This window comes from Nostoc sp. DSM 114159 (assembly GCF_053470285.1).
In genome coordinates this window covers 8,082,265-8,104,270 of record NZ_JBPFEH010000001.1, presented here as the reverse complement: position 1 = coordinate 8,104,270, position 22,006 = coordinate 8,082,265, and the positions used below count along the sequence as shown (strand labels likewise).

Below are 22,006 nucleotides of genomic sequence, written 5' to 3'. Positions count from 1 at the left end.
TTTAGTAATTTTTTAAGTATTTTTCCATGACAAAATTTATCAGCTTTTGCCCTCTACGCTCTACTTCTTGCTTTTTGATAACAATAAATCCCTGACTTTCAAAGAAAGGTTTAGCTGTAATACTAGCTTCTGCAAATAACTTTTCTAACCCTAAAGAGTTTGCTTTTAATTCAATCTGTTCTAAGATTTTCTTACCAACACCTTTCCTTTGAAAATCTTTATGGCAATAGAAACGGTCGATATGACCATTAGCCTCTAATTCTCCAAAACCAATAATTTTGTCTTCTTCTGCTACATAAGTAAACTTACTTCCTAAACTTTTAATCCAAACTTCAGTATCCATATTTGCTGGTGCCCAAGCAGCTACTTGTTCTTGTGTGTAATCGTGAATATTCACTTCATGAATAGTGTCGTAGAACAACTTCATAATTTCTTCGGTATCAGCTATTTCGTATATTCTTAATTTCATAAAGAAAGTAATTAATCACAAATAATTCCTCTTCTAAGAAACGAGGCAGGAGGCAGAAGGCAGAGGGCAGAAGGGAAGAGGATTTGACTTGTTTCTTCCATCCATAACGGAATGGATGTAAATAAGTAGTTGATTTTTGATCGATATTATGCTTCTGGTTCAATGCCAAGCGATCGCAATTGAGCAATCAGAATCTCATTTCGTTGGCGTTCTTGTTCAGCACGTTGGCGTTCTTGTTCAGCGCGTTGGCGTTCAACTTCTGCTCTTTCATCGCCAGTCAACAACAAATTACCTTGCAAATCCCACCAACGTAGCCAAGGTAATTGCATATTTTGGTAAACTCCATGCCAGATACCTAGCTCAACGCCTAAAGGATGTATGAGATAATGTCCCCGTTCGTTTGTTGGTAATGGCTGATACTTGCCCTCAATTAAGTGATACACTTCTATGCTGGCTTTATCCACTTCATAAATGCCGTAGAAGGGAGTCCGAATTATTTGCTCATAAATCCAAAATTTGCCTTTCCAAGGAGTTTGATCTCGTTCCTCACTCCCATCACCAGAGACAAATTCTAAGGCAATTAATGGGGCAATAAATTCTCGCCACAGTACATAAGACCTGCGTATTTGCCCGTCGAATAAGGGCGGGACATTGGCGACATAAAACCAGTCCGGTGCGACTGCGCCTTTTTCTGGCGGGTCAGTTAAGCGCCAATAGATGCCACAATCTTGACCAATACAATATTGCCCATCAGGGTGAAGTTTTTGTAATATCGGTTGAATCGAGTCGGTAATCAGAATGCTTTGGGGATGTTCCTGGAAATTCTTCACAAATGTGCCATCAGACTCTGGTAGCTGCGTGTGGTCTGGGAAAGGAGTGAGGTCAGCGGGGTTGATGGTAGAGGTCATAAAGTTACCTTTGCACTAGCTAAAGGTTGTTTTTAGTTTAGCAATAGAGGGAGAAAAAAGTGTAGGCGTAGCCCTTCTCCTGTCGGAGACGCTGCGCGAACGGCTGCGCTCAGGAACCACCCGTCGTAGACATCGCAGTGTTTCTACAAAGCTAGGCTCAAGTTATTAAAGCTCTCTTGTGTGAGAATTAATCTAAGCATTTTGGGAGTTGCAAAGATGGCTTGGAGAGATAGCGATCGCTTGCAAGGTGGAAAATACACCATTGAAAAAGAGTTGGGAAGAGGACGCTTTGGCATTACTTATTTGGTAAAAAATAACAATGGCGATCGCTTTGTCATTAAAACCTTAAATGATGACTTGCTAAATTCCCTTAATCAATTGGAACGCGAACGGCTAAAGACAATGTTTTTGCGGGAAGCTTTAAAGCTTCAAAAGTGTAAGCATAAGTATATTGTGGAGGTCGTAGACTCCTTTGAAGAAGCAGACTGTTTGTGTTTGGTAATGGAGTATGTAAATGAAGTGAGTTTGGCTGACCTGCGTCCACCAACTCTTTCAGAACCAGATGCACTACGTTACATTCAGCAAATTGGAGAAGCGCTGATAGTTGTACATGAAAATGAACTGATTCATCGAGATGTGCATCCAGGAAATATTTTGTTGCGCAAGCGAGAGGGACAGCTAGAAGCAGTGTTAATCGATTTTGGTTTAGCTTTGGACTTTGACCATATCTTAACCACAAGCCGAACTAAGGAAACTTCTGATGGATTTACGCCTCCTGAACTTTACGCTAGAGGTACTATAACTCGTGCGTATAGCGATATTTATTCACTGGCAGCTACTCTGTATAAACTTCTAACGGGGAGAACACCTGTTGATGCAGTAAAGCGCAAAGTGGACGGCGAGCATTTAGTGTCTCCAAAAGAATGGAATCCTCAGATTAGCGAAGACACAAACCGAGCAATTTTAACAGGTATGAAGCTAGACCCGAAACAGCGTCCTCAATCAATGCGGGAATGGCTCGATTCTTTGGGTTTGACTGGAGAAAACTTGCAGCCTTCAGTAATTGAACCATCTAAAACTAACTCAAGTTGGGAGCGAAACATCCAGTTTTGGGGAGTGGTGATAGCTGCGATCGCAGCTTTAGGAGGCTTACTTGCAGGGGTGGGTGCTGTGATGGATAAATTAAAATCCCCTCCATCTAATAGTCCACCATCAGTATCTCCTAGTCCGTCATCTAGCAAAACACCGTAGAATTAGCTAAACTCTCATTAAAACGCTGGCATTAAAGTAATTTTTTACTTAGAGGTATTCATGCCCTGGATAGCAGGACAACAATTGCAAGGTGGCAAATATGTAATTGAGACAGTCCTGGGACAGGGAGGATTCGGAATTACTTATAAGGCTTTGCATGTTGAACTAAACCAGACAGTTGTAATTAAGACACCTAATGAATATCTCAGCCACGATCCGGAATATGAAAAGTACATAGAGAGATTTATTCAAGAAGGGCGGACACTCGCACGCTTATCAGAAGACCCTCATCCTCATATTGTGGGAGTGATTGATTTATTTCGGGAAGGTGCTACCCACTGTTTAGTGATGGACTTTGTTGAGGGAGAAAATTTATTTGAGGCAGTGAAGCGTAGGGGGGCTTTACCAGAAGCAGAGATTTTACGCTGCATCTGCCAGATTGGAGAAGCTTTGAGCGTAGTGCATCAAGCAGGTTTAGTACATAGAGATGCCCATCCTGGAAACATCATGGTACGGAAAAATGGCAAAGCCGTATTAATTGACTTTGGAATCGCCAAAGAACTTTTACCTCAAACTCTGAGTTCAAAGGGTATTCTAGGTAATGAAGGGTTTGCGCCTTATGAACAGATGAGCAGAGGCAGTCGAGAGCCAACAGTAGATGTTTATTGTTTGGCTGCTACACTTTATTATGGAGTGACAGGTCAACGCCCTACAACTTCTCTAGCTCGCAAGCTCGATAATGCTTCTCTAAAATCACCTAAACAAATTAATCCAAGAATCAGTGACAAAATAAATAAGGCAATTCTCAAGGGTATGGCACTGGAGGCAAAAGACCGCCCTCAGTCGATGCAGGTATGGTTGGCAATGTTAGAAGCAATTCTAGGTAAACCAGCTACTAAATCACCTAGAATTATTCCCTGGGGCTGGTTGGTTGGTCTATTATTCAGCAACCTATTGATAGGCTACTTCTTAGCTGCGTTTGACGCTCCCTACACAGTTTGGATTTTGGCTGGGGCTGTGGTTTGGATTTTGGCTGGGGCTAGGGCTTGGCGTCTGGCTTGGGCTTGGGCTGTCGCTGTCGCTGTCGCTGGAGCTTGGGGTGTCGCTTGGGGTGTCACTTGGTCTGGAGCTTGGAGTGTCGCTTGGTCTGTAGGTTGGGCTATGGCTTGGGCTGTGGCTGTGTTTGGAGTTGTGGCTGAGACTGATATTGCTCAAAAACAATTACGAAAATCTTTTAGCAAGGTTAATACTTTTCTAATTTTGGCTAGCACTTCTAGTCTAGGCTTGGGTTTTGGATGGTTAGGACATAAGATTTTTAATACACGTTCATAGCTTTATTATCTAAAGCTAGCTGGCAAAAGATTTTCTAGCTGTTGTATCGAGTAGAGAAGCGATGTCTAACGACAAGTCGCTACGCATCTACGCACCTTTAACCTCATAGCAAAATATTAAATTTCCGGCTCAATACCAAGCGCTGGTTTTAAAAGCGTTGTTAAAGAAGATAAGCTAAGTAAATAAACTGATATCTACATTAAAATAGTCCGCCAATGCTTCTGCTTGAGTTTTACTAATGGTGCCGCCATTAACAATTTGCAAGGCAATTTCCAATGAACCAATTACCTCAGCTAATGCTTCGGTTGTAGTATCGCGTGCGTCCATTAGATGTACTAACATCGAATTGGGTGTACCTTGGAGAATTGGGTAATGGGTATCTTCAAACTGCTCAATTAAAGTCACCAACAGTTGCAACAGCATTTCTTCTTCTGGTGTACGATTGGGACGATGTTCTAAGGTTAATGCAAGTGCGATCGCTTGTTCGTTTTCTGCATCCGTAGTAATGATTTTTGGCTGATACTCGGCTAGCAATTTACCATAAGATTCTGGATTAAAAGTACGGGTCATTTTTCCATTTATCCTTATCATATTCAGCGTGAGTCAGGACATATTTAATATAGATTCTTTGAGTTTCGTAAACAATATCAGCAATCAAACGGTAATTGTTTCCTTTAATATTAAACACAGTGAAGTTACCAACTGCTTCTGCTTTTGCATAAATAGCCTGAACTTCAAGCAGATTTTTCCATTCAGCTTTAGTTGCTATCCTATACCAATCATAAAGTGCTTCCCTTGCATCTACATGTGCCTCACAAAATTCTCGTAGAATTCTGCGACTAATAACGTGCATTTAAATTTACTATGATTACGATTCTTAAATTTTCTCTTAAATTCCGGGTTTTATAAGGCTTTTAGAACTGTGTTATTCTTCCAAACACATTGCGGCAAAATATTATTGTAATAAGTTAAGGATCTCAAGAGGTTGTTTGAAAAGTGATTGACTGTGATTTTAATTGCGTTTTTACCCCCCTTAGTCCCCCCTTATAAAGGGGGGAAACAAGAAAAATGCGGTTCCCTCCCCTTTGTAAGGGGAGGGTTAGGGAGGGGTAAAAAAATATTTGATACATCAATCATGACTTTTCAATGTTATCTTTTTTCTATTGGTTCACTACCTAACCAAAAATCTCCCGATTGGAATTCGGGAGAGTGTCAAAAAACCTAAATTTATTGTCTTTATTAAATAACAACTTCTTGCTTAGGCTTCCGCGCTGGACGCTTGCGATCGCTGCGGCGAACGCCCCCTGCCATTTTGTATTCATCGCTATTCTTGCCATACTTTGCAGCTACGCTAACTAACACATGTTCTGTTAATTCCATCAGCGACTTTTCGGCTAATTCAAAGGTTCCCTGAGTTAGATCCACGGTGGAGAGGGTGGAGTTATAAACTTCCAACTTGTCCTGTGTTTTTTTGATGGCGTCGGCAAAGGTGTCAATAGTGATTCCATTACCTAAATCTAAGGTGGGACTAATCGATTTCAAAGCCGCAATCCGACGCTGTGCCCTATCAAGTACTTTAGACCCACGTTTTGGACGTGACATAAATAACTTTCCTTTTATCGATCGTGCACTAGGATAAAAACTGAGTTCTATCCTTGTCTCTACAACATTAAGATAAACAAAATTGTGGCGATCGACACCCGCAATATTCAGTATTGCTTAAAATTTTTAATACAAAAAAGTATATTTTTTACGTAAATTTATTGAGATTTATCTGAATTCAATAAACGACTGCCCGAATTCAATAAACGACTACCCAAATTCAATAAACGACTGCCCAAATTCAATAAACGACTACCCAAATTCAATAAACGACTGCCCGAATTCAATAAACGACTGCCCGAATTCAATAAACGACTACCCAAATTCAATAAACGACTGCCCGAATTCAATAAACGACTGCCCGAATTCAATAAACGACTACCCAAATTCAATAAACGACTGCCCGAATTCAATAAACGATCGCCCTGATTCCTCATGCTTTAATCTATGTAAAAATATTTAGAAAATATCTTTACAAGTATAAAAATATACTTTAATATAAAAGCATAAGAAAGGCGATCGCCCTCGCGCAAGAGTCTGCGATCGCCTTCTTTTAACCCCAAAATCGGAGTCAAATATTATCATGGCACAATCAAACAAGTTCGCCAAATCACAACTAGCCCAGTTTCTCGGCACAAAAGGCGGTGACGTACCTCCTTTCCATTCATCTTTCCAAGACTCATCACCCAGAAGAGAACGGATTAAACATTTATTAATTGGTTCACCCAAAGCTGTTACCGCCACCATTCACTTGTTGCATGTTTTGGGCTATGCAAATGTAGGTGATTGGAGTCCACTACTACCAACAGCTAATCCCAATGAAATGATGAGTATTTTAACCCGTCAGATTTTGACGCAATAATTTATACTGGGGTGCAAAGGGCACCCCTACATCCCATATTCTGCATGAGTAATGGGCAAACTACTTTTTACTGCAAATAGTAGTAAAACCTTTACTTTCTCTAGCAGTTTCTACTTCATGAAAATGATTTATTGACCAGTGGCATAGTAGCCGAAGTGGCTCAACTAACGTTTCTCCCAACGCTGTCAAGGAATACTCTACAGTAGGAGGATTAGTAGGATAAACTTTACGCTTCACAAGACCATCTCTTTCTAAATCACGCAGAGTACGAGTTAGCATTCGTTGTGAAACACCTCCAATTTCTCTATGCAACTCACCATAGCGTTTCTTACCTTGGGATAGAACGTAGATGATTGCTGTAACCCATTTGTCAGAAACCAGTTCAAGTGTCTGCCGTAAATAAGGATGATCGTTGAGGATTTGAGGTGATTGAGCCATATTTAAGATAGATCCCTACGTACACTTGTGTTCCTACTTGTGCAATGCTTGATGTTCGTTTCAGAATAAGTCTAGAGATTTCTAAGATCGTATCAACAGTCAACTAAAAAAATAGCACAATGAAATTTTCTGACTTCACTCAAGAAAACTCGGCTATGCTTCTGATCGATCATCAAGTTGGCACTATGAAGCTGATCAAAAACTTGCCTCTGACCGAGGTAGAAAAGAATACTCTTGCACTTGCAAAAGTGGCAAAGGTACTTAAAATACCTGTGGTTTTGACAAGTAGCCAAGAGGAGCGGTTTCAAGGTTTGCTGATGACTGCTTTAGCACAAAGTCTACCTAAAGCTTACGAGGTAAGAATCAAGCGTGCAGGTATTGTAAATGCTTGGGACGATAAGAACTTTGTTCAAGCAGTCAAAGATACAAATCGTACTAATTTAATTATGGCTGGCATAACTACTGACGTTTGTTTAGTTTATCCGGCTATCAGCGCAGTGCGTGAAGGCTACAGTGTTCAAGCAGTTATGGATGCTTCCGGTTCACCATTCTATCTCTCGGAAGATTTAGCACGGCAACGGATGCGTGATGCTGGGGTTGTGCTAACTGCTACAATCACTTTGATTGCCGAGTTAGTTAAGGATTGGAGCCGTCCCGAAGGCGTGGAGTTACAGCAATTACTGTTTAGTGATATATTGCCCCCTGAGTTCATTGAAGGCAATAGCACTCCATATTAAGAGGCTTCCAAAAAATAAATTATCCCAAATTAATTGTCCGTCTGTAGGGTAGCACAGCTGTGCTACCCTACAGACGCAGGCATCATTATTATACAGTACAAATATACTAATTAGCTGCTAAAATGCTTTAAAAGTCAGCTAGCCTTGCTTGAGGTAGTATGAAAAAAATCTCAGATACAGACAAAAAGCCCATTTTGCTGTTCCAGCCTACATTTGTAACTACTGCTATAGTGCCACTGCAACCCCAAGAAAAAAAAATCATCAGTGAACAGGAGCGTTTTATAACACAAGTCGAACGCATCAATCAGATGGCGGAAGAGTTAGAAGCAGCGATATTAGAGTTGAAAGCGATCGCTAACAAAATGAATACTCAAAAACGTTGCCCATTCTTGATAAAGGAGATATGCAAAAATATTTGTCAGTATTTCGCAGTTAGCATCCCTTGGGTGAAACGAAAGTCTGACGAATCATTTATTTTGACAACGCGAAAAGTTGATTTATTCCGAGCCGAAAGGGAAGCTGCACTGCTAGCACAGCAACTTCGTCAGCAAACCAAAAAAAGATTAGCATCGCAGCGACACAGAAAAAATAAGAATGGGGCTGAAGCAGACACAAAACGCTTCTTCAAAAAGGTATTAGTCAACAAATCTTAAAATTATCAACATTCAACGGCAGATCGCCTCTGAGGTTGTAACAGTTATGCTGATTAAAGTGGCAGAAGGAACTTATTCCTCAAAATTGCTAGATACTACACTGCCATTATTTCTTTGCAACCATAGTTGGTGACAAAGAAACAAAGCCGCCCTAATATTTGCACTTCCGTAAAACCAGAGTGTAACATCAGGGACAATCCATCAGCGCCCAGAAGAGGTAAAAAGAAGGTGTTAAAAACACTTTTAGTGATTGCCGTTGGTTTTTTACCGTCCCTGTTTTCCCTGTGGATGATCCGTAGAACCCAGCGATCGCGTTTGCAGATGAGGCAAGCAGCCATGAATTTTCCAGTGGTACAGGGACGGCAAAACCTTAGACCTGTGGAAGGCGATCGCTATTATTTAGAAGGGGTAGGTTATTTAATTGGCGATATCAGCTGTAAGTTTAATGCCCGATCTGGCTACATCCGCTGTGCTATTAATCCCGAAGGGCCGTGTAACGGTTGCCGTCACTACGAACCTAGAGAATTAACTGGTAATGAAAAAAGTACTTAAGATTCCTCACTCAATACTTAACCTACCTAAAATTACCTGGTTAACACAGACGCTATGACGTAGATAGTTTTCTGGCGACTTCATAGCACTAGAACCAGGGAATGATAAAATCATTACTAATTATAATAATTTGTATTTACAAGCACTTTGAATATTTCTCTTTGCATGGTGAAATAAGAATGATTTAATAGAATTCGTGCAAAAGTGTAAATCTGCATCATTTTGTTTGCAGATTAGGAACTTTACTATTAGCTTTTGCCGAATATCTCATAACTAGATGATTATCCAACGATGAACAACGCGATCGCTCGGGCAACAGCATTATTTTCAACTTGCGCTTTGCTACTAACAGGCTGTGGTGGTGGCACTAGCACAGTGACAAATTCTCCCACTAATAGTCCAAATAGTATTCCAAATAGTACCCCTAATAATACTGCAACCAATACCCCAGCAACAACGGATACATTATCAAGTGCTATTCCTATTGGTATTGGTGTTGCCCAAACTAGCAATGTGGCATTACTTGGTCAAGAGCAAGTCGCTGGAGCCAAACTTGCCCAGAAGTATTTTAATAGTAAAGGTGGTGTTAATGGTACACCAATTAAATTAGTTTTTCAAGATACTAGCGGTGATGAAGCAGGAGCAATTAACGCTTTTCAAACTCTAATTAATAAAGATAAAGTTATAGGAATTGTCGGCCCAACTTTGTCACAGCAAGCCTTTAGTGCCGATCCCATTGGCGAACGAGCAAAAGTACCAATTATTGGCCCATCAAATACTGCTAAAAATATTCCCGAAATTGGTGATTACATTGCTCGTGTTTCTGCACCAGTTTCCATTGTTGCACCTAATTCAGTGAAAGCGGCACTTAAGCAAAATCCCCAACTGAAAAGAGTCGCAGTTTTCTACGCCCAAAATGATGCATTTAGCAAGTCAGAAGCGGAAATTTTTCAGCAAACAGTTAAGGATCAAGGGCTAGAATTGGTAACAGTGCAAAAATTCCAAACTAGTGACACAGATTTTCAAAGTCAAGCAACCAATGCGATTAATCTCAAACCAGATTTGGTAATTATTTCTGGCTTGGCTGCTGATGGTGGTAATTTAGTTAGGCAATTGCGGGAACTGGGTTATAAAGGTTTAATTGTCGGTGGAAATGGTCTAAATACATCGAATTTATTGCCAGTTTGTAAAGCACTTTGTGATGGGGTATTGATTGCTCAAGCCTACAGTCCAGAACATCCAGGTGAAATTAACGCGGCATTTCGTAAAGCTTATATTGAAGAATATAAAAAAGAACCACCCCAATTTAGCGCCCAAGCTTTTGCAGCAGTGCAAGTTTATGTTGAAGCACTCCAATCTTTAGATAAAAAGAGCAAAGTCAACAAACTACAGCTACCAGAATTACGGACGCAGCTAAACAAACAAATACTTGCAGGAACATACAATACACCATTGGGTGAAATTGGTTTTACTCCCACAGGTGAAGTTGTGCAAAAAGATTTCTATGTTGCCCAAATCAAAATGGAAAAAGATGGAAGTCAAGGTAAATTTACATTTCTAAAATAGTTGCTAAATGAATATTAATATCTTTTTGCAGCAATTATTAAATGGGTTATCCATTGGCAGCGTCTATGCAATTTTTGCCTTGGGATATACCTTGGTTTATTCGATTTTGGGCATTATTAATTTAGCTCATGGCGCGATTTTTACCTTGGGTGCGTATTTCACTTATGCACTTATGGGTGGGAACTTTGGATTTAATGGTTTGCTGGCTAATGCAGCCTTGCCGATAAAATTACCATTTGCTATATCCTTGATTTTAGGAAGCACCTTGGCAGGATTGGTAGGGGTAGTGATGGAACGCGTTGCTTTTCAACCTTTGCGTCGTCAAGGCTCCGATCCTTTACTAACTGTTGTTTCCAGCTTGGGGGTAGCAGTGGTAATTGTGAATTTAATTCAATATTTAGTAGGTGCGGAAAGTTATACATACCCCGCAAATACTTATGGTAATTTGCCACCTGCGATTAACTTTGGTAGTCCAGAAAACCCAATTCCGATTCGCAGTGTTCAGGTGGTAATTTTTACTGTGTCAGTAGCAATCGTGGTAATTCTTACCTATTTTATCAATCGAACTAAATATGGTAAGGCAATGCAGGCGATCGCAGAAGATCCAACTACAGCTAGTTTGTTAGGAATTAATAGCGATCGCTTTATCATCCTAACATTCTTCATCAGCAGTTTTTTAGCAGGATTAGCAGGAACTTTAGTTGCTTCTAGTGTTAGTATTGCAGGGCCATATTTCGGCATTGCTTTTGGTTTGCGCGGTTTAGCAGTAATTGTTTTAGGTGGTTTAGGTAGTATTCCTGGTGCGGTGGTAGGAGGTTTGTTAATTGGATTAGTTGAGGCATTTGTCCCTGTTGATTATTCTGGATATAAAGATGCAGTAGCCTTTGCAATTTTGTTTATCATGCTATTAGTTAGACCTCAAGGTTTGTTAGGGCGGCGGTTTATTCAGAAAGTTTAAAGAGAGTAGCGCTATGAAAACATATACTAAACAAAAATTAACTTTTGACCAATTTTTAGAACAGTGTCCAGAGGAGGGATTATATGAACTTGTGAATGGAGAAATTATAGAAGTGCGTGCAACCAGAAACCATAATGATGTCGCTGACTTTATATTGGTTGCTTTCAATGATGAAATTAGGCGACTAAATCTGAATTATGTAGTTAAGAACACAGCAGTATTTAAAACTATAACTGTTAATGGCATAGAGCAAGGGCGCAAGCCTGATGTAAGTGTCATAGATAAAGATAAATGGCGCTCAAATCGTTCTGCTTATGCTGCACTTGAAGAACCCATCCAATTAGCTGTAGAGGTGACATCAACTAATTGGGAAGATGACTACATTGATAAATTAGATGAATATCAACGCTTAGGTATTACAGAATATTGGATTGTAGATTATTTGGCAATTGGGCTAAGAGAGTATTTGGGAAATCCAAAAGTTCCGGCTGTGTTTGTTTTTCTCTTAGATGCTGAGGGAAAATACCAATGCACACATTTTAGACGTTCAGAACGAATTGTGTCACGAACTTTTCCTAAATTGGCGCTGACAGCAAAGCAAATATTAACAGCTTAACAGTTGATCAAACCAATAGTTTGATTGAACTTCTATAAATTATATAAAAATATTAAAAAAATGGCTGATTTTTTCGCTACTTACGCATCTTTAATTGTCTCTATGGTATTAGGGGCATTACTAGGATTATCGCTTTACTTACCGCTAATGACAGGACAATTGTCTTTAGCTAGTCCCGGATTTTATGCTTTAGGTGGATATATTGCCGCAATTTTATCCACAAAAGTTTTTACATCTAGCAGTAGTTTATTTCCCATTCCATTATTGTTATTAGAGATGTTGATTGCGGGTGTAATTTCTGGATTATTGGGTGTAATGGTGGGAATTCCGGCGTTACGCTTGCGAGGAATTTATTTAGCGATCGCAACTATCGCTTTTGTGGAAGTTCTACGTGTCATCTCCTTGAATCTAGATATTACAGGTGGTGCTGTCGGAATTTTTGGTATTCCTCAACCTTTCCAAACACAACTTGAATATTTATGGATTGCTCTGCCATTACTATTAATTAGTATGGTGCTACTTTATCGTTTAGAACGCATCCGCGTCGGCAGGGCTTTTATCGCTATCCGCGAAGATGAATTAGCTGCGGGTGCAATGGGAATTGCTCCCACTTATTACAAAGTTTTGGCGTTTACATTAGGGGCTATGCTTGCAGGGGTTGTAGGTGCAATTAGCGCTCACTTCCTCAATACCTGGAATGCTCGTCAAGGTACTTTTGATGCCAGCATTATATATTTAACTTTTGTTTTAATTGGTGGTTCGAGAACTTTTTTAGGCCCTGTAGTTGGAGGTATGGTATTTACAGCTTTACCAGAGATTCTGCGAAGCCTCGCTGATACTGGTGGTTTACCTAATTGGTTAGCACAGTTTTTGCGAGATGGTAGATTAATTATTTTTGGCTTTTTAATAGTAATAGGTACAATATTTTTCCCTCAAGGGCTAATTACTCCAGATGTTTTTCAAAGAAAAAAACGAACCGCCTTTCCTCCGGAACGCTAGGCGAACGCGAAGCGTCTCGTTGGCGCAGCCTCTCGTAGAGAAGATAAGCACGCAAAGGAATAAGAGTTTTAGAGAGTTATTGCGTAAGTTTTATATTCATAATAGTATGCAAAAATGTCACATAGTATTTCAGGAACCAATAACAGTATTGTTTTAGAAGCAAGAGCATTAACTCGCCGCTTTGGTGGTTTAGTGGCTGTAAATAATGTATCTTTTAGTGTCAAAAAACATGAAATTTTTGGACTGATTGGCCCTAATGGTGCTGGGAAAACAACACTGTTTAATTTAATTACTGCCTTCATACCACCTTCTAGCGGTAAATTAATTTATCAAGGTGCAGAAGTTTCTCAACTGCGTCCTCATCAAATTGCGGCTTTAGGTATCGCGCGTACCTTCCAAAATATCCGCTTGTTCGGAGAATTATCGGCATTAGAAAATGTGATAATTGCCCGACATTTACATACCAAAAGTAATATGATTACGGGTGTTTTGGGATTACCACCAGCGCCTCGTGAAGAATTGAAGACTAAGCAAAAAGCTTTCGATTTATTAAATTTGGTAGGATTAAGCGATCGCGCTGACGAAAAAGCCAAAAACTTTGCCTACGGCGATCAGCGTCGGCTAGAAATTGCCCGTGCTTTAGCATTACAACCGCAAATTTTACTTCTTGATGAACCGGCGGCGGGAATGAACCCCAATGAAAAGCAGCAATTGAGTGAATTTATCCGTAGCCTGCGCAATGACTTCAATTTGACGATCGTTTTGATTGAACACCATGTACCATTGGTTATGGGTTTGTGCGATCGCATTGCTGTGCTAGATTTTGGTCAATTAATTGCCTTGGGTGAACCATCTGTAGTCAGAAACGATCCGGCTGTAATTGAAGCTTATTTGGGCAATGAATAATATCTGATTATCTATCTGACAATGACAAAACCTGTTGTAATTCCTCAATATTATTTGCTGTTACAACGTTCCGTAAAATTATCTTCAAACGCTCTATATCATTAACTTCCGTGATTTGTGGCATTAACTGTAACCCGTTGTTGCCAAATTTTAACTCCAAATTAATTTCAATACTAGAAAGTATTCCTCGCAGCTCTCCGCGTGCTTCTCCGCGTGCTTCTCCGCGTGCTTCTCCGCGTGCTTCTCCGCGTGCTTCTCCGCGTGCTTCTCCGCGTGCTTCTCCGCGTGCTTCTCCGCGTGCTTCTCCTTCACGTAAAATTTCTTGATACCAAGGCGACTCACGTAACACAACCATATCCCACCTCATGATTTCTTGAACGAGTCCAGTTTCTAAAACAAATGTAGCAAAAAAAGCTAAGACCGTTTCCAGTTGGTTTAGTTGTTCATTAGCACGAAGAATTTGCAATGCTTCTCTAATAGTAGATTCATTTTCACCACCTTTGAGAATGGGTACAAACGGCAGTAAGGATGGTAAGGGTTGTTGAAAAGCAATATTGACATCAACTTCCCACAGGTTAATTACTCGATAATCTTGTATTGCCCGTAATCCAGCAATATTTGATGTAAAGCTTGTGGGTATTTCGTTGTTGCCAGTTTTAAGAATGTTAATGAGAACGGGGTATGTTGGCAAGTTATATTTTTCTTCCGCAAGTGCAGCGTATGCACGCATCCGACGTGGCATTTTGGATTGATAGCGTAATTGCAATTCATTAAGAAGCAGAAATTCTCCGTGTTGGGGACTGTTGACACGGATTAAAACATCACTTTCCCGGCTAATCCACTGAAATTCGCTAGTTAGAATTTCCCCGGCAACGATATCAGAAATCTGCGTCACCCATCTTACCCAATTGTCAGGTGCAAGGCTAATTAATTTTTTGGTGCTGACATCAGCAGATTTTGCCATCGGGGTGTAGATGCACTCAGAAAGTGAGATTTATCATAACTTGAAGTGTGACATATTTATCAGGTAAAACTTTATCTAACTTATCCCTCAGCAATGTTGCTACTGGCGATCGGTTAGTGCGATCGCACCTGTAATATTCCACCTCATGATTTGTTGCACTAAAGGCGATCGCACCTACAAATTCAGGTAAACAAAATTTGCACGAATTCGTCTAAAGAATTCACTGCGATCGCGCTATCCATTAAGCTTTCTAATCTTTCCACACTCTCGCCTTCAAGCCTTGCTTCCACTTCATGAGGAATTTCATCAAAACGTCGTCGCAATACTCGGATTAACTGCCGTTGTACACCCTGCTGAAGACCTAGCTGAATACCTCTTTGCTCAATTTCCTGATACCAAGGCGATTCTCGCAATACTGCCATATCCCACCTCATGATTTGTTGCACTAAAGGCGTGTCTAACACAAAGCTAGCAAAAAATGCCAGCAATGATTCTAATTGGTTCAACTGTTCATCTGCTCGTAGCGCCTGTAATGCGCGTTGCACAACTGATACCTCTCCCCCTCCTCGCAAGATTGGCACAAAGGGTAACAACGATGGTAATGGTTGCTCAAAGACTATTTCAGCATCGATTTCCCACAAATTGATCGTGCGATAATCTTGGATAGCACGTAATCCCAAAAATTCCTGCTCGTAACTACTGACAATAGTTAAGCTGGATGAAGGCGGTAAAATGTTGATTAGTACTGGGTAAGTTGGCAATCGATAGCGTTCTTGTGCTAAGGCAGCATAAGCTCTCATCCGTAGAGGCATCTGTGTTGTGTACCGTAGTTGTAGTTCATTGAGTACGAGAAAATCTCCGTGAGTGGCACTGTATGCTTTCACTAACACATCTGTTTCGCGGCTAATCCAGTGAAACTCAGAGCCGAGAATTTCTCTCGCCACCACTTCCGGACGCTGTGTTACCCACTTTACCCATGCATCGGGAGCTAAATTAATTAGTCCTTTGCTACCAATATCTGCTACTTTTGCCACTGGACGCTTGATATCTTTATCAGTAATTAATGGTACATCATAAAGATTACGGTATTATGGCGTTAGTTTGAAGTTGAAGCAATGTCTACCCACTGTTTTAAGAAATGTATGATTGATGTATCTTAGATTTTGAATCAACATTTCTGGATGTAAACCGCCGATGAAAGCCGATAGTAAACCAGACTATACAATTTTAGAAGTTCAAGAACTTGATGTTAATTATGGCGGCATCCAAGCTTTAAAAAAGATTAATTTAATTATTAAAAAAGGTGAGGTAGTTACTTTAATTGGTGCTAATGGTGCTGGAAAAACTACTACACTTCGCGCTATATCTAAAGTAGTTAATCCTAAGAGTGGCGTAATTATCTATAATGGACATAATATTACTCGTCGCCAAACTCACGAAGTTGTCCAACTTGGTATTGCCCATTGTCCTGAAGGACGTAGAGTATTAGCGCGGCAAACTGTATTTGATAATTTACTTTTGGGTGCTTATATTCGTTCCAATCAAGCCGAGATTAAAGCAGACATTCAGCGCCAATTTGAGCTATTTCCCCGCTTGTCACAAAGACGCAATCAACTAGCAGGAACCCTCAGTGGTGGCGAACAACAAATGTTAGCGATCGCTCGCGCTGTCATGAGTAAACCACAACTGTTACTTTTAGACGAGCCTAGCTTGGGTTTAGCACCTGCGATCGTCCGGGAAATCTTTTCTATTATTGAAAATCTTCGGGCTACAGGCGTGACTATTTTGTTAGTTGAACAAAACGCAAATTTGGCGCTGCAAATTGCCGATCGCGGTTATGTTTTAGAAGCTGGTTCTATTACCTTAACAGGGGCAGCATCAGAATTGATTAGTGATGAGCGGGTTAAAAAAGCTTATTTAGGGTAAATATTAAACTTCTTGTAAAACTAGGGAAAAGGGTAAGGGGAAAAGGGTAAAGGAACAATAAAAAACCTTTTCCCGCCTCTTGCAAAAATGACTTTTGCAAGAGGTCTATTATTCTGACTCTTGAATTCTTACCTGAATTCTTCTTCAATTCCTTCCTCATTGTTGTAACACCGAGAGAGTACCTTCTAGAATCACACCCAGTGGTGCAGTTAGTTCGCGAAGTAGACGTTCATCATTGGCATCAAAGGGGTTTCCTCCTAGTTTGTTGGTCAACACAACCACTGCAAACACTTGGTTTTTAGTATTGAACATGGGTAAGCAAAGAATATTACAAGTATGATATCCAGTTGCTCGATCGATTTCTTTATAGAACTGAGGATTTTGCTGAACATCAGTTATATTTACACTCTCACCAGTTGTGGCAACATAACCGCTAATACTAGCATTCATCGGCAGGAAAATTTCTACCGCTTCTTCATTTTCACTCCGAGAAACCTTAGACCAAAGCTGGTTTTTTTCCCGATCGACCACAAAGATAGTTGCTCGATCCGCACCCATAATTTGGGCAATTTTCCAGGCTAACGCCCTAATCACTTCCTCAATATTTGCTTTTAGCATTTGCTCGCTGAGAATATTCATTGCTTGCAAAACTTGTTCAAATTCTTCTTTGAGCTTCTGAAGCAAACTCAAAAACTGAGGGATTGTTAATTCTTCGAGCGTGCGGCTCAATTCCTCTTTTTTCGCTTTCACTAATGAGGTGGTTGTACTCTCAATGTCTAGAATTGCTTGCTCTGTCGGCGAGGCTAAACGGCCATCTTCTAGATGAACGATGCGATCGGCAATATCTAAAATTCGGTTGTCATGGGTTACTAGCAAAATGGTACAATTTTGCTGCTTTGCCAGTTTTTGCATTAGTTCCACCACATCTCGACCGCTGGCTTTGTCTAGTGCTGCTGTTGGTTCATCAGCCAAAATCAGTTGGGGTCGATTTACCAAAGCTCGTGCGATCGCTACTCGTTGTTTTTGTCCGCCCGATAACTGGTGTGGATAAGAATGAATCCGCTTTTGCAGTCCCACTTGCTCTAATATTGCTTGCGATCGCTCTTGTGCTTCTTCCATTGCGATCGCATCATTCAGCACCAAAGACATTTGCACGTTTTGGTTTGCGGTTAGGGAACCTAACAAATTATGAGCTTGGAAAATGAACCCTATCTGCTTGCGGACATTTTCTAGCAACCGATTGCTGGCTTTGCTTAACTCGTGTCCTAGTACCTGAAGGCTACCTTCTTGAACGGAACGCAATCCCCCAATTAAAGTCAGCAGTGTTGTCTTTCCAGACCCAGAAGGCCCGGACATAATCACAATTTCTCCAGGATAAATTTTCAGGGAAATATCAAATAATATTTGTTTGCGTAATTGACCCTTGCCATAATAATGATTGAGGTTTTCAATGACAATAATTGGTTCGGTAGACATCAGTTTATATCAACATCTATTCAAAATTTTTATTAATAAATATCGGCAGGATCTATTTTTTTAAGTTTTCTGCTGGCAATCAGTCCAGAAATAACACACATTAAAACCGTTAAAAATAGCACGAGGCTGATAACGTTCAAATCCATTTCTAATTGCAGCCCTGTAGCCGTAGAAATTAATTGATAAAAAATAGAACTTAAGCACAAGCCCGGAAAAAAACCAAAAAATGAAAGAATTATCGATTGCAGAAAAACAATACTGACAAGATAAAAATTAGAATAACCAATAGCTTTTAAAGTGCCATATTGAGGTAGATTATCTGCAACATTACTATAGATAATGTTGTAAACAACGACAATACCAACCACAAAACCGATGATTGTTCCTAGTCCAAAAATAGCCCCAATGCCAGATGCTTGCATCCAATAATTTAGTTCTTTGGCAATAAAATGTTGTTTGGTGTAAACAACTATATCAGATGGTAAAGCTTGATTTAAAAACTTTTCTAGGCGATCGCTATTCGTTCCTGGCGTCACTTTGATGAGACCAATATCAACGTCGTTGAGCGATGAACGAAGCTTGGAATCAATGCCAGAAGGTCTAGTTGCAAAGATTCTCAGAAAATTAAGATCGCTGATAATTAAATTACCATCAGTTACAAAGTCAGCACCCAGTTCAAACGTGCCAATTATTTTGATGTTTACACCAGAAAGCTCAGTCGTCACACCCGGTTGCATAGAACCATAATCTTTGCGAGACCTGCTATCGGTCAATACAGTGTTGGGCATTTTGAGAACGGATTCAGCGGCTTGAATCTCAGGCAAAAGAAAAACAGGATCGTCTAAGTTAAATCCCAGTACTCGGATAGACCTTTCCTCAGCAGTTCCAGAACGTCTCCAACTACCGAGAGTGATATAAAGAGGATAAGCGGCGGCAACGCCCTCAAATTGTCTAGCTTGATATAATCGAGTTCGATTAAAGGTTTCGTCAATAACGGTAACATAGCGTCGCTGACTGAGCATGATTAAATCAGCATTTAATACCTGAATAAACGCAACGTTACTATTCAACATTGCATTCTGAAATCCGAGTTGGGAAAACATCAGAAAAACTGCAAAGGCGATCGCAGCTAATGCTGTGACAAACTGCGATCGGCGCTGGAGCAGGTTGCGCCAAGCAAGGGAAAACTTAAAAAGGACAACTCGAACCTTTTTCCTAGAAAACATCAGCGGGATCTGCAACTAATACTTTGCGAGCAACAATAAGTCCAGACGCACTACATGTCAGAATCGTCAAGCCAAATACTAATAACATCCGGCTAACAGTCATGGCGACTGGTAGTCTTGTAGAAATAAAAATGGCATGGTACATACCCAAAGCCAGAAGACAACCGGGAATAAACCCCAGCGCCGCCAGCACAACCGCTTCTTGGACAACGACTGTCAACAAACGCAGATTAGTATATCCAATGGCTTTTAAAGTTGCGTATTCGTGCAAGCGTTCAGTGACATCAGAACTCAGGACTTGATAGACAATGACAGTCCCAACTAAAAAAGCCATGACAACGGCAACACCAATGATATAACCGAGCGAAGAAGATTTAACCCAAAATTCCTGCTCTCTGGCCATGGCTTCCTGGCGATCGAACACCTTAATCGTTGCCGGCATGATTTGGCGTAAGCGTTGTACGACTTCATCAACGTTTACACCTGGCTCAACCTTCAGCAGCCCCAGACTCACATCATTTAGCGATCGCCCCGGATTGAGACGAATAAAATTTCCATCGCTCACAATCACAGTGCCATCAGCCCGGATAGTGTTATTTAAGCTAAACAACCCCACAATCTCAACTTGTCGCCTGCTCAGTTCAGTTTTCAGACCTACTTCTCTCGGGCCAAATTCGGAGCGTGAAAAGCGATTCATTAGCAAGGTATCTTCGCGTTGCAGGTCTTGTAAATACGGATAAACTTCTGGCACGCGCAACACACGATCTCGATAATTAAACCCCAAAACCAAAAGCGCTCGTATTCGCGTCGTTTCTACATTGCGCCACGAGCCAAATGACAGGTATAGCGGTTTAGCAGCAGCAACGCCATTCATCCCTCCCGCCTGATACAAATAACGTCGGGGAAAGGGTGGAACATTGGTAGACTCTGGCGACTTGGATGAAATCAACACAATGTCAAAATCGAGGCTGTCATAGAGGAGCGTCGCTCCCTTCATCACTCCGCCAAAGAGTCCAAGTTGCATAAATATTAAGGAAACCGCAAAGCTGATGGCTGAAACTCCCACGCTTAAGCGAGCTTTACTCTGCATTAAGTTGCGCCATGCCAACGGGGGCCCTTTCCAGTGTTTGCGGTGCTGACGTTTAGTCACATTCCCTGACTCCTGATGATTTATACCAATTCGTAATACTCGCCAAGGGCGAGAAGCAAGCTACGTAATTCGTAATTCGTAATTAAGAAAGCTAGACTGAATCTATGTTTAGGGGTTTGAATGTGTTGCCTCATTTTAGAGAATTGGTATTAGACATCTTTAAATTTCTTAAAGTCCAAGCCTCCTGTTCCCTGTTTTCTTTTGAAAAACCTTTAGCGAATTAATTTAAATCAATCTCGGTATCTACTTGCAGATTACTTAGATTGGAGGCAAGTTCGCTTCGATCTAAGCGGATTTTCACTTCTACTACTCGGACATCTGATTTTGCTGTCGGATCGTCCCCAATAATGTCGTTTTTGAACACCAGTTGACCAATTTTGGCGACAGTGCCAGTCATTTTTTCTTCAAAAACCGGACTGGTAATCGTTGCTCGCTGTCCGACTTTAATCAACTTAACGTCTGTTTCAAAAACCTCTGCCACTACATACATATTACGTGTGTTGCCTAGAGCCAGAAGCCCGCGATCGGAAATCACTTCTCCAGCCTGGGTGTAAATCTTCAGGACTTGGCCGTTTTTGGGCGCACGGATAATAGTTTGCTCTAACTGTGCTTGGGCCAGTTTTAAATTTTGGATGGCTGAAGTCAACCCACTATGGCTAGCGACTCGCTTTAAATTCATCTCTGAGCGTTTGAGGTTCTCTTGAGCTACTTTGATATCTTCTGTGCGGGTCGTGGTTAATTGATCTAACTTGGCTCTGGCTTGACTTAAATTCTCTTGGGTTTGTACAACCAGTAACTTCCTAATCTCATAATCTTCTTTAGGAACTGCACCTTCAGCATAAAGTTTTGCATAGCGATCGCGTATGATAATTGCTTGATCTAACTCTGCTTGCGATCGGCGAACAGCAGCCTGTTGAGAGCTAATTTCTTGCAAACGAGGAGTAGAAATCTGACCAATCTGTGCTTGTGCCTGACCAATCTCAATTTTATTCAGGGAGCTATCTGTTTGTATCTGTTTTTGCACCTCCTCTAACTGGCTAGCAACCAAATTTCGTTTAGCCAGCATTTCTTGGTGACTTTTGAGATAAGCCAAAACTTGTCCGGCTTTAACCCAATCACCCTCAGAAACTTTTAATTTATCGATCTGCGCCCCCACTGGAACTGCAACTTTGGTAATTTCCCCTTCTGGTTCCAACCGCCCCAATGCCAAGACTTTTGTTTTTTCAGGGGGCAACGATAACGAAGATGACGAGGCGTTGTTGGCGGCTGACTGGCTAGATACTTTAGACAGGAAAATGTATCCAGCCCCGATACTTAAGGCAAGTAGACCAGCAAAGATACTAAGATTGCGAGCAGTAACAGTAGGGGTCACGTCGATTTTGGATTTTGGATTTACAATTTTGGATTAACCTCTT

24 protein-coding genes are annotated in these 22,006 nt (G+C 40.8%); 12 read left to right on the top strand and 12 right to left on the bottom strand.

Annotated elements, in window-relative coordinates:
* Position 1: 1 nt before the first annotated feature.
* Positions 2-469: a GNAT family N-acetyltransferase gene (locus ACR5KR_RS34075; protein ID WP_448269792.1), complete on the bottom strand. Its 468-nt coding sequence runs from the start codon at positions 467-469 to the stop codon at positions 2-4.
* Positions 470-615: 146 nt separating this feature from the next.
* Positions 616-1,377: a Uma2 family endonuclease gene (locus ACR5KR_RS34070; protein WP_448269791.1), complete on the bottom strand. Its 762-nt coding sequence runs from the start codon at positions 1,375-1,377 to the stop codon at positions 616-618.
* 216 nt (positions 1,378-1,593) lie between these two features.
* Here ACR5KR_RS34070 and ACR5KR_RS34065 point away from each other — a divergent pair, with 216 nt between their 5' ends.
* Together ACR5KR_RS34065 and ACR5KR_RS34060 are read left to right on the top strand one after the other, a co-directional pair.
* Positions 1,594-2,628 carry a serine/threonine protein kinase gene (locus tag ACR5KR_RS34065; RefSeq protein WP_448269789.1) on the top strand — a complete coding sequence of 345 codons (1,035 nt, stop codon included), beginning with the start codon at positions 1,594-1,596 and terminating at the stop codon, positions 2,626-2,628.
* Positions 2,629-2,688: 60 nt separating this feature from the next.
* Positions 2,689-3,960, top strand: coding sequence for a serine/threonine protein kinase (locus ACR5KR_RS34060; RefSeq protein ID WP_448269788.1), 1,272 nt, complete (start codon positions 2,689-2,691; stop codon positions 3,958-3,960).
* Between the two features lie 174 nt (positions 3,961-4,134).
* On the opposite strand, the gene ACR5KR_RS34055 is transcribed toward ACR5KR_RS34060, so the two are convergent.
* From ACR5KR_RS34055 to ACR5KR_RS34045, 3 genes are all read right to left on the bottom strand, one after another.
* Positions 4,135-4,530: a helix-turn-helix domain-containing protein gene (locus ACR5KR_RS34055; protein WP_448269786.1), complete on the bottom strand. Its 396-nt coding sequence runs from the start codon at positions 4,528-4,530 to the stop codon at positions 4,135-4,137.
* The gene (locus ACR5KR_RS34050; RefSeq protein ID WP_448269784.1) at positions 4,514-4,813 is read right to left on the bottom strand and encodes a type II toxin-antitoxin system HigB family toxin; all 300 of its coding nucleotides are present in this window, start codon (positions 4,811-4,813) and stop codon (positions 4,514-4,516) included. The genes ACR5KR_RS34055 and ACR5KR_RS34050 overlap by 17 nt, the downstream gene beginning before the upstream one ends.
* Before the next feature lie 386 nt (positions 4,814-5,199).
* On the bottom strand, positions 5,200-5,562 hold the full coding sequence (locus tag ACR5KR_RS34045; RefSeq protein ID WP_448269782.1) for a hypothetical protein: 363 nt from the start codon (positions 5,560-5,562) through the stop codon (positions 5,200-5,202).
* A gap of 583 nt (positions 5,563-6,145) precedes the next feature.
* On the opposite strand from ACR5KR_RS34045, the gene ACR5KR_RS34040 reads away from it, so the two are divergent.
* Positions 6,146-6,424 carry a hypothetical protein gene (locus tag ACR5KR_RS34040; RefSeq protein WP_445629567.1) on the top strand — a complete coding sequence of 93 codons (279 nt, stop codon included), beginning with the start codon at positions 6,146-6,148 and terminating at the stop codon, positions 6,422-6,424.
* A gap of 60 nt (positions 6,425-6,484) precedes the next feature.
* On the opposite strand, the gene ACR5KR_RS34035 is transcribed toward ACR5KR_RS34040, so the two are convergent.
* Entirely contained in the window at positions 6,485-6,862 is a 378-nt protein-coding gene (locus ACR5KR_RS34035) for a winged helix-turn-helix transcriptional regulator (protein WP_445629566.1), read from the bottom strand.
* Between the two features lie 119 nt (positions 6,863-6,981).
* Here ACR5KR_RS34035 and ACR5KR_RS34030 point away from each other — a divergent pair, with 119 nt between their 5' ends.
* The 8 genes from ACR5KR_RS34030 to ACR5KR_RS33995 all read left to right on the top strand — a co-directional run bounded on the left by ACR5KR_RS34030 (position 6,982) and on the right by ACR5KR_RS33995 (position 13,849).
* A complete protein-coding gene (locus tag ACR5KR_RS34030; protein WP_445629565.1) occupies positions 6,982-7,599 on the top strand; it encodes an isochorismatase family protein in 618 nt (205 codons plus the stop codon).
* Positions 7,600-7,757: 158 nt separating this feature from the next.
* The gene (locus ACR5KR_RS34025) at positions 7,758-8,252 is read left to right on the top strand and encodes a hypothetical protein (protein WP_448269780.1); all 495 of its coding nucleotides are present in this window, start codon (positions 7,758-7,760) and stop codon (positions 8,250-8,252) included.
* A gap of 228 nt (positions 8,253-8,480) precedes the next feature.
* A complete protein-coding gene (locus ACR5KR_RS34020; protein WP_448269778.1) occupies positions 8,481-8,804 on the top strand; it encodes a DUF6464 family protein in 324 nt (107 codons plus the stop codon).
* Between the two features lie 291 nt (positions 8,805-9,095).
* Positions 9,096-10,370, top strand: a complete 1,275-nt coding sequence (locus ACR5KR_RS34015) for an ABC transporter substrate-binding protein (RefSeq protein ID WP_448269776.1) — start codon at positions 9,096-9,098, stop codon at positions 10,368-10,370.
* A gap of 7 nt (positions 10,371-10,377) precedes the next feature.
* The gene (locus tag ACR5KR_RS34010; protein WP_448269774.1) at positions 10,378-11,328 is read left to right on the top strand and encodes a branched-chain amino acid ABC transporter permease; all 951 of its coding nucleotides are present in this window, start codon (positions 10,378-10,380) and stop codon (positions 11,326-11,328) included.
* 13 nt (positions 11,329-11,341) lie between these two features.
* On the top strand, positions 11,342-11,944 hold the full coding sequence (locus ACR5KR_RS34005) for a Uma2 family endonuclease (RefSeq protein WP_445629561.1): 603 nt from the start codon (positions 11,342-11,344) through the stop codon (positions 11,942-11,944).
* A gap of 60 nt (positions 11,945-12,004) precedes the next feature.
* Complete coding sequence (locus tag ACR5KR_RS34000; RefSeq protein ID WP_445629560.1) at positions 12,005-12,943, top strand: branched-chain amino acid ABC transporter permease; 939 nt, start codon at positions 12,005-12,007, stop codon at positions 12,941-12,943.
* Between the two features lie 114 nt (positions 12,944-13,057).
* Entirely contained in the window at positions 13,058-13,849 is a 792-nt protein-coding gene (locus tag ACR5KR_RS33995) for an ABC transporter ATP-binding protein (protein ID WP_448269771.1), read from the top strand.
* A 7-nt stretch (positions 13,850-13,856) separates the two neighbouring features.
* On the opposite strand, the gene ACR5KR_RS33990 is transcribed toward ACR5KR_RS33995, so the two are convergent.
* Positions 13,857-14,813, bottom strand: a complete 957-nt coding sequence (locus tag ACR5KR_RS33990) for an Rpn family recombination-promoting nuclease/putative transposase (RefSeq protein WP_448269769.1) — start codon at positions 14,811-14,813, stop codon at positions 13,857-13,859.
* A gap of 182 nt (positions 14,814-14,995) precedes the next feature.
* Positions 14,996-15,847 carry an Rpn family recombination-promoting nuclease/putative transposase gene (locus ACR5KR_RS33985; RefSeq protein ID WP_445629557.1) on the bottom strand — a complete coding sequence of 284 codons (852 nt, stop codon included), beginning with the start codon at positions 15,845-15,847 and terminating at the stop codon, positions 14,996-14,998.
* A gap of 160 nt (positions 15,848-16,007) precedes the next feature.
* Here ACR5KR_RS33985 and ACR5KR_RS33980 point away from each other — a divergent pair, with 160 nt between their 5' ends.
* A complete protein-coding gene (locus ACR5KR_RS33980; RefSeq protein WP_448269767.1) occupies positions 16,008-16,739 on the top strand; it encodes an ABC transporter ATP-binding protein in 732 nt (243 codons plus the stop codon).
* Positions 16,740-16,895: 156 nt separating this feature from the next.
* Here the strand turns inward: ACR5KR_RS33980 and ACR5KR_RS33975 are convergent, their stop codons facing one another.
* The 4 genes from ACR5KR_RS33975 to ACR5KR_RS33960 all read right to left on the bottom strand — a co-directional run bounded on the left by ACR5KR_RS33975 (position 16,896) and on the right by ACR5KR_RS33960 (position 21,963).
* Entirely contained in the window at positions 16,896-18,215 is a 1,320-nt protein-coding gene (locus ACR5KR_RS33975) for an ATP-binding cassette domain-containing protein (protein ID WP_448269765.1), read from the bottom strand.
* A gap of 32 nt (positions 18,216-18,247) precedes the next feature.
* Positions 18,248-19,441: an ABC transporter permease DevC gene (gene devC, locus ACR5KR_RS33970; protein WP_448269764.1), complete on the bottom strand. Its 1,194-nt coding sequence runs from the start codon at positions 19,439-19,441 to the stop codon at positions 18,248-18,250.
* Positions 19,431-20,591 (bottom strand): ABC transporter permease DevC, encoded by a 1,161-nt coding sequence (gene devC / locus ACR5KR_RS33965; protein WP_448269762.1) that lies wholly within the window; start codon positions 20,589-20,591, stop codon positions 19,431-19,433. The genes devC (ACR5KR_RS33970) and devC (ACR5KR_RS33965) overlap by 11 nt, the downstream gene beginning before the upstream one ends.
* Before the next feature lie 220 nt (positions 20,592-20,811).
* Positions 20,812-21,963: an efflux RND transporter periplasmic adaptor subunit gene (locus tag ACR5KR_RS33960; protein ID WP_448269761.1), complete on the bottom strand. Its 1,152-nt coding sequence runs from the start codon at positions 21,961-21,963 to the stop codon at positions 20,812-20,814.
* Positions 21,964-22,006 lie beyond the last annotated feature (43 nt).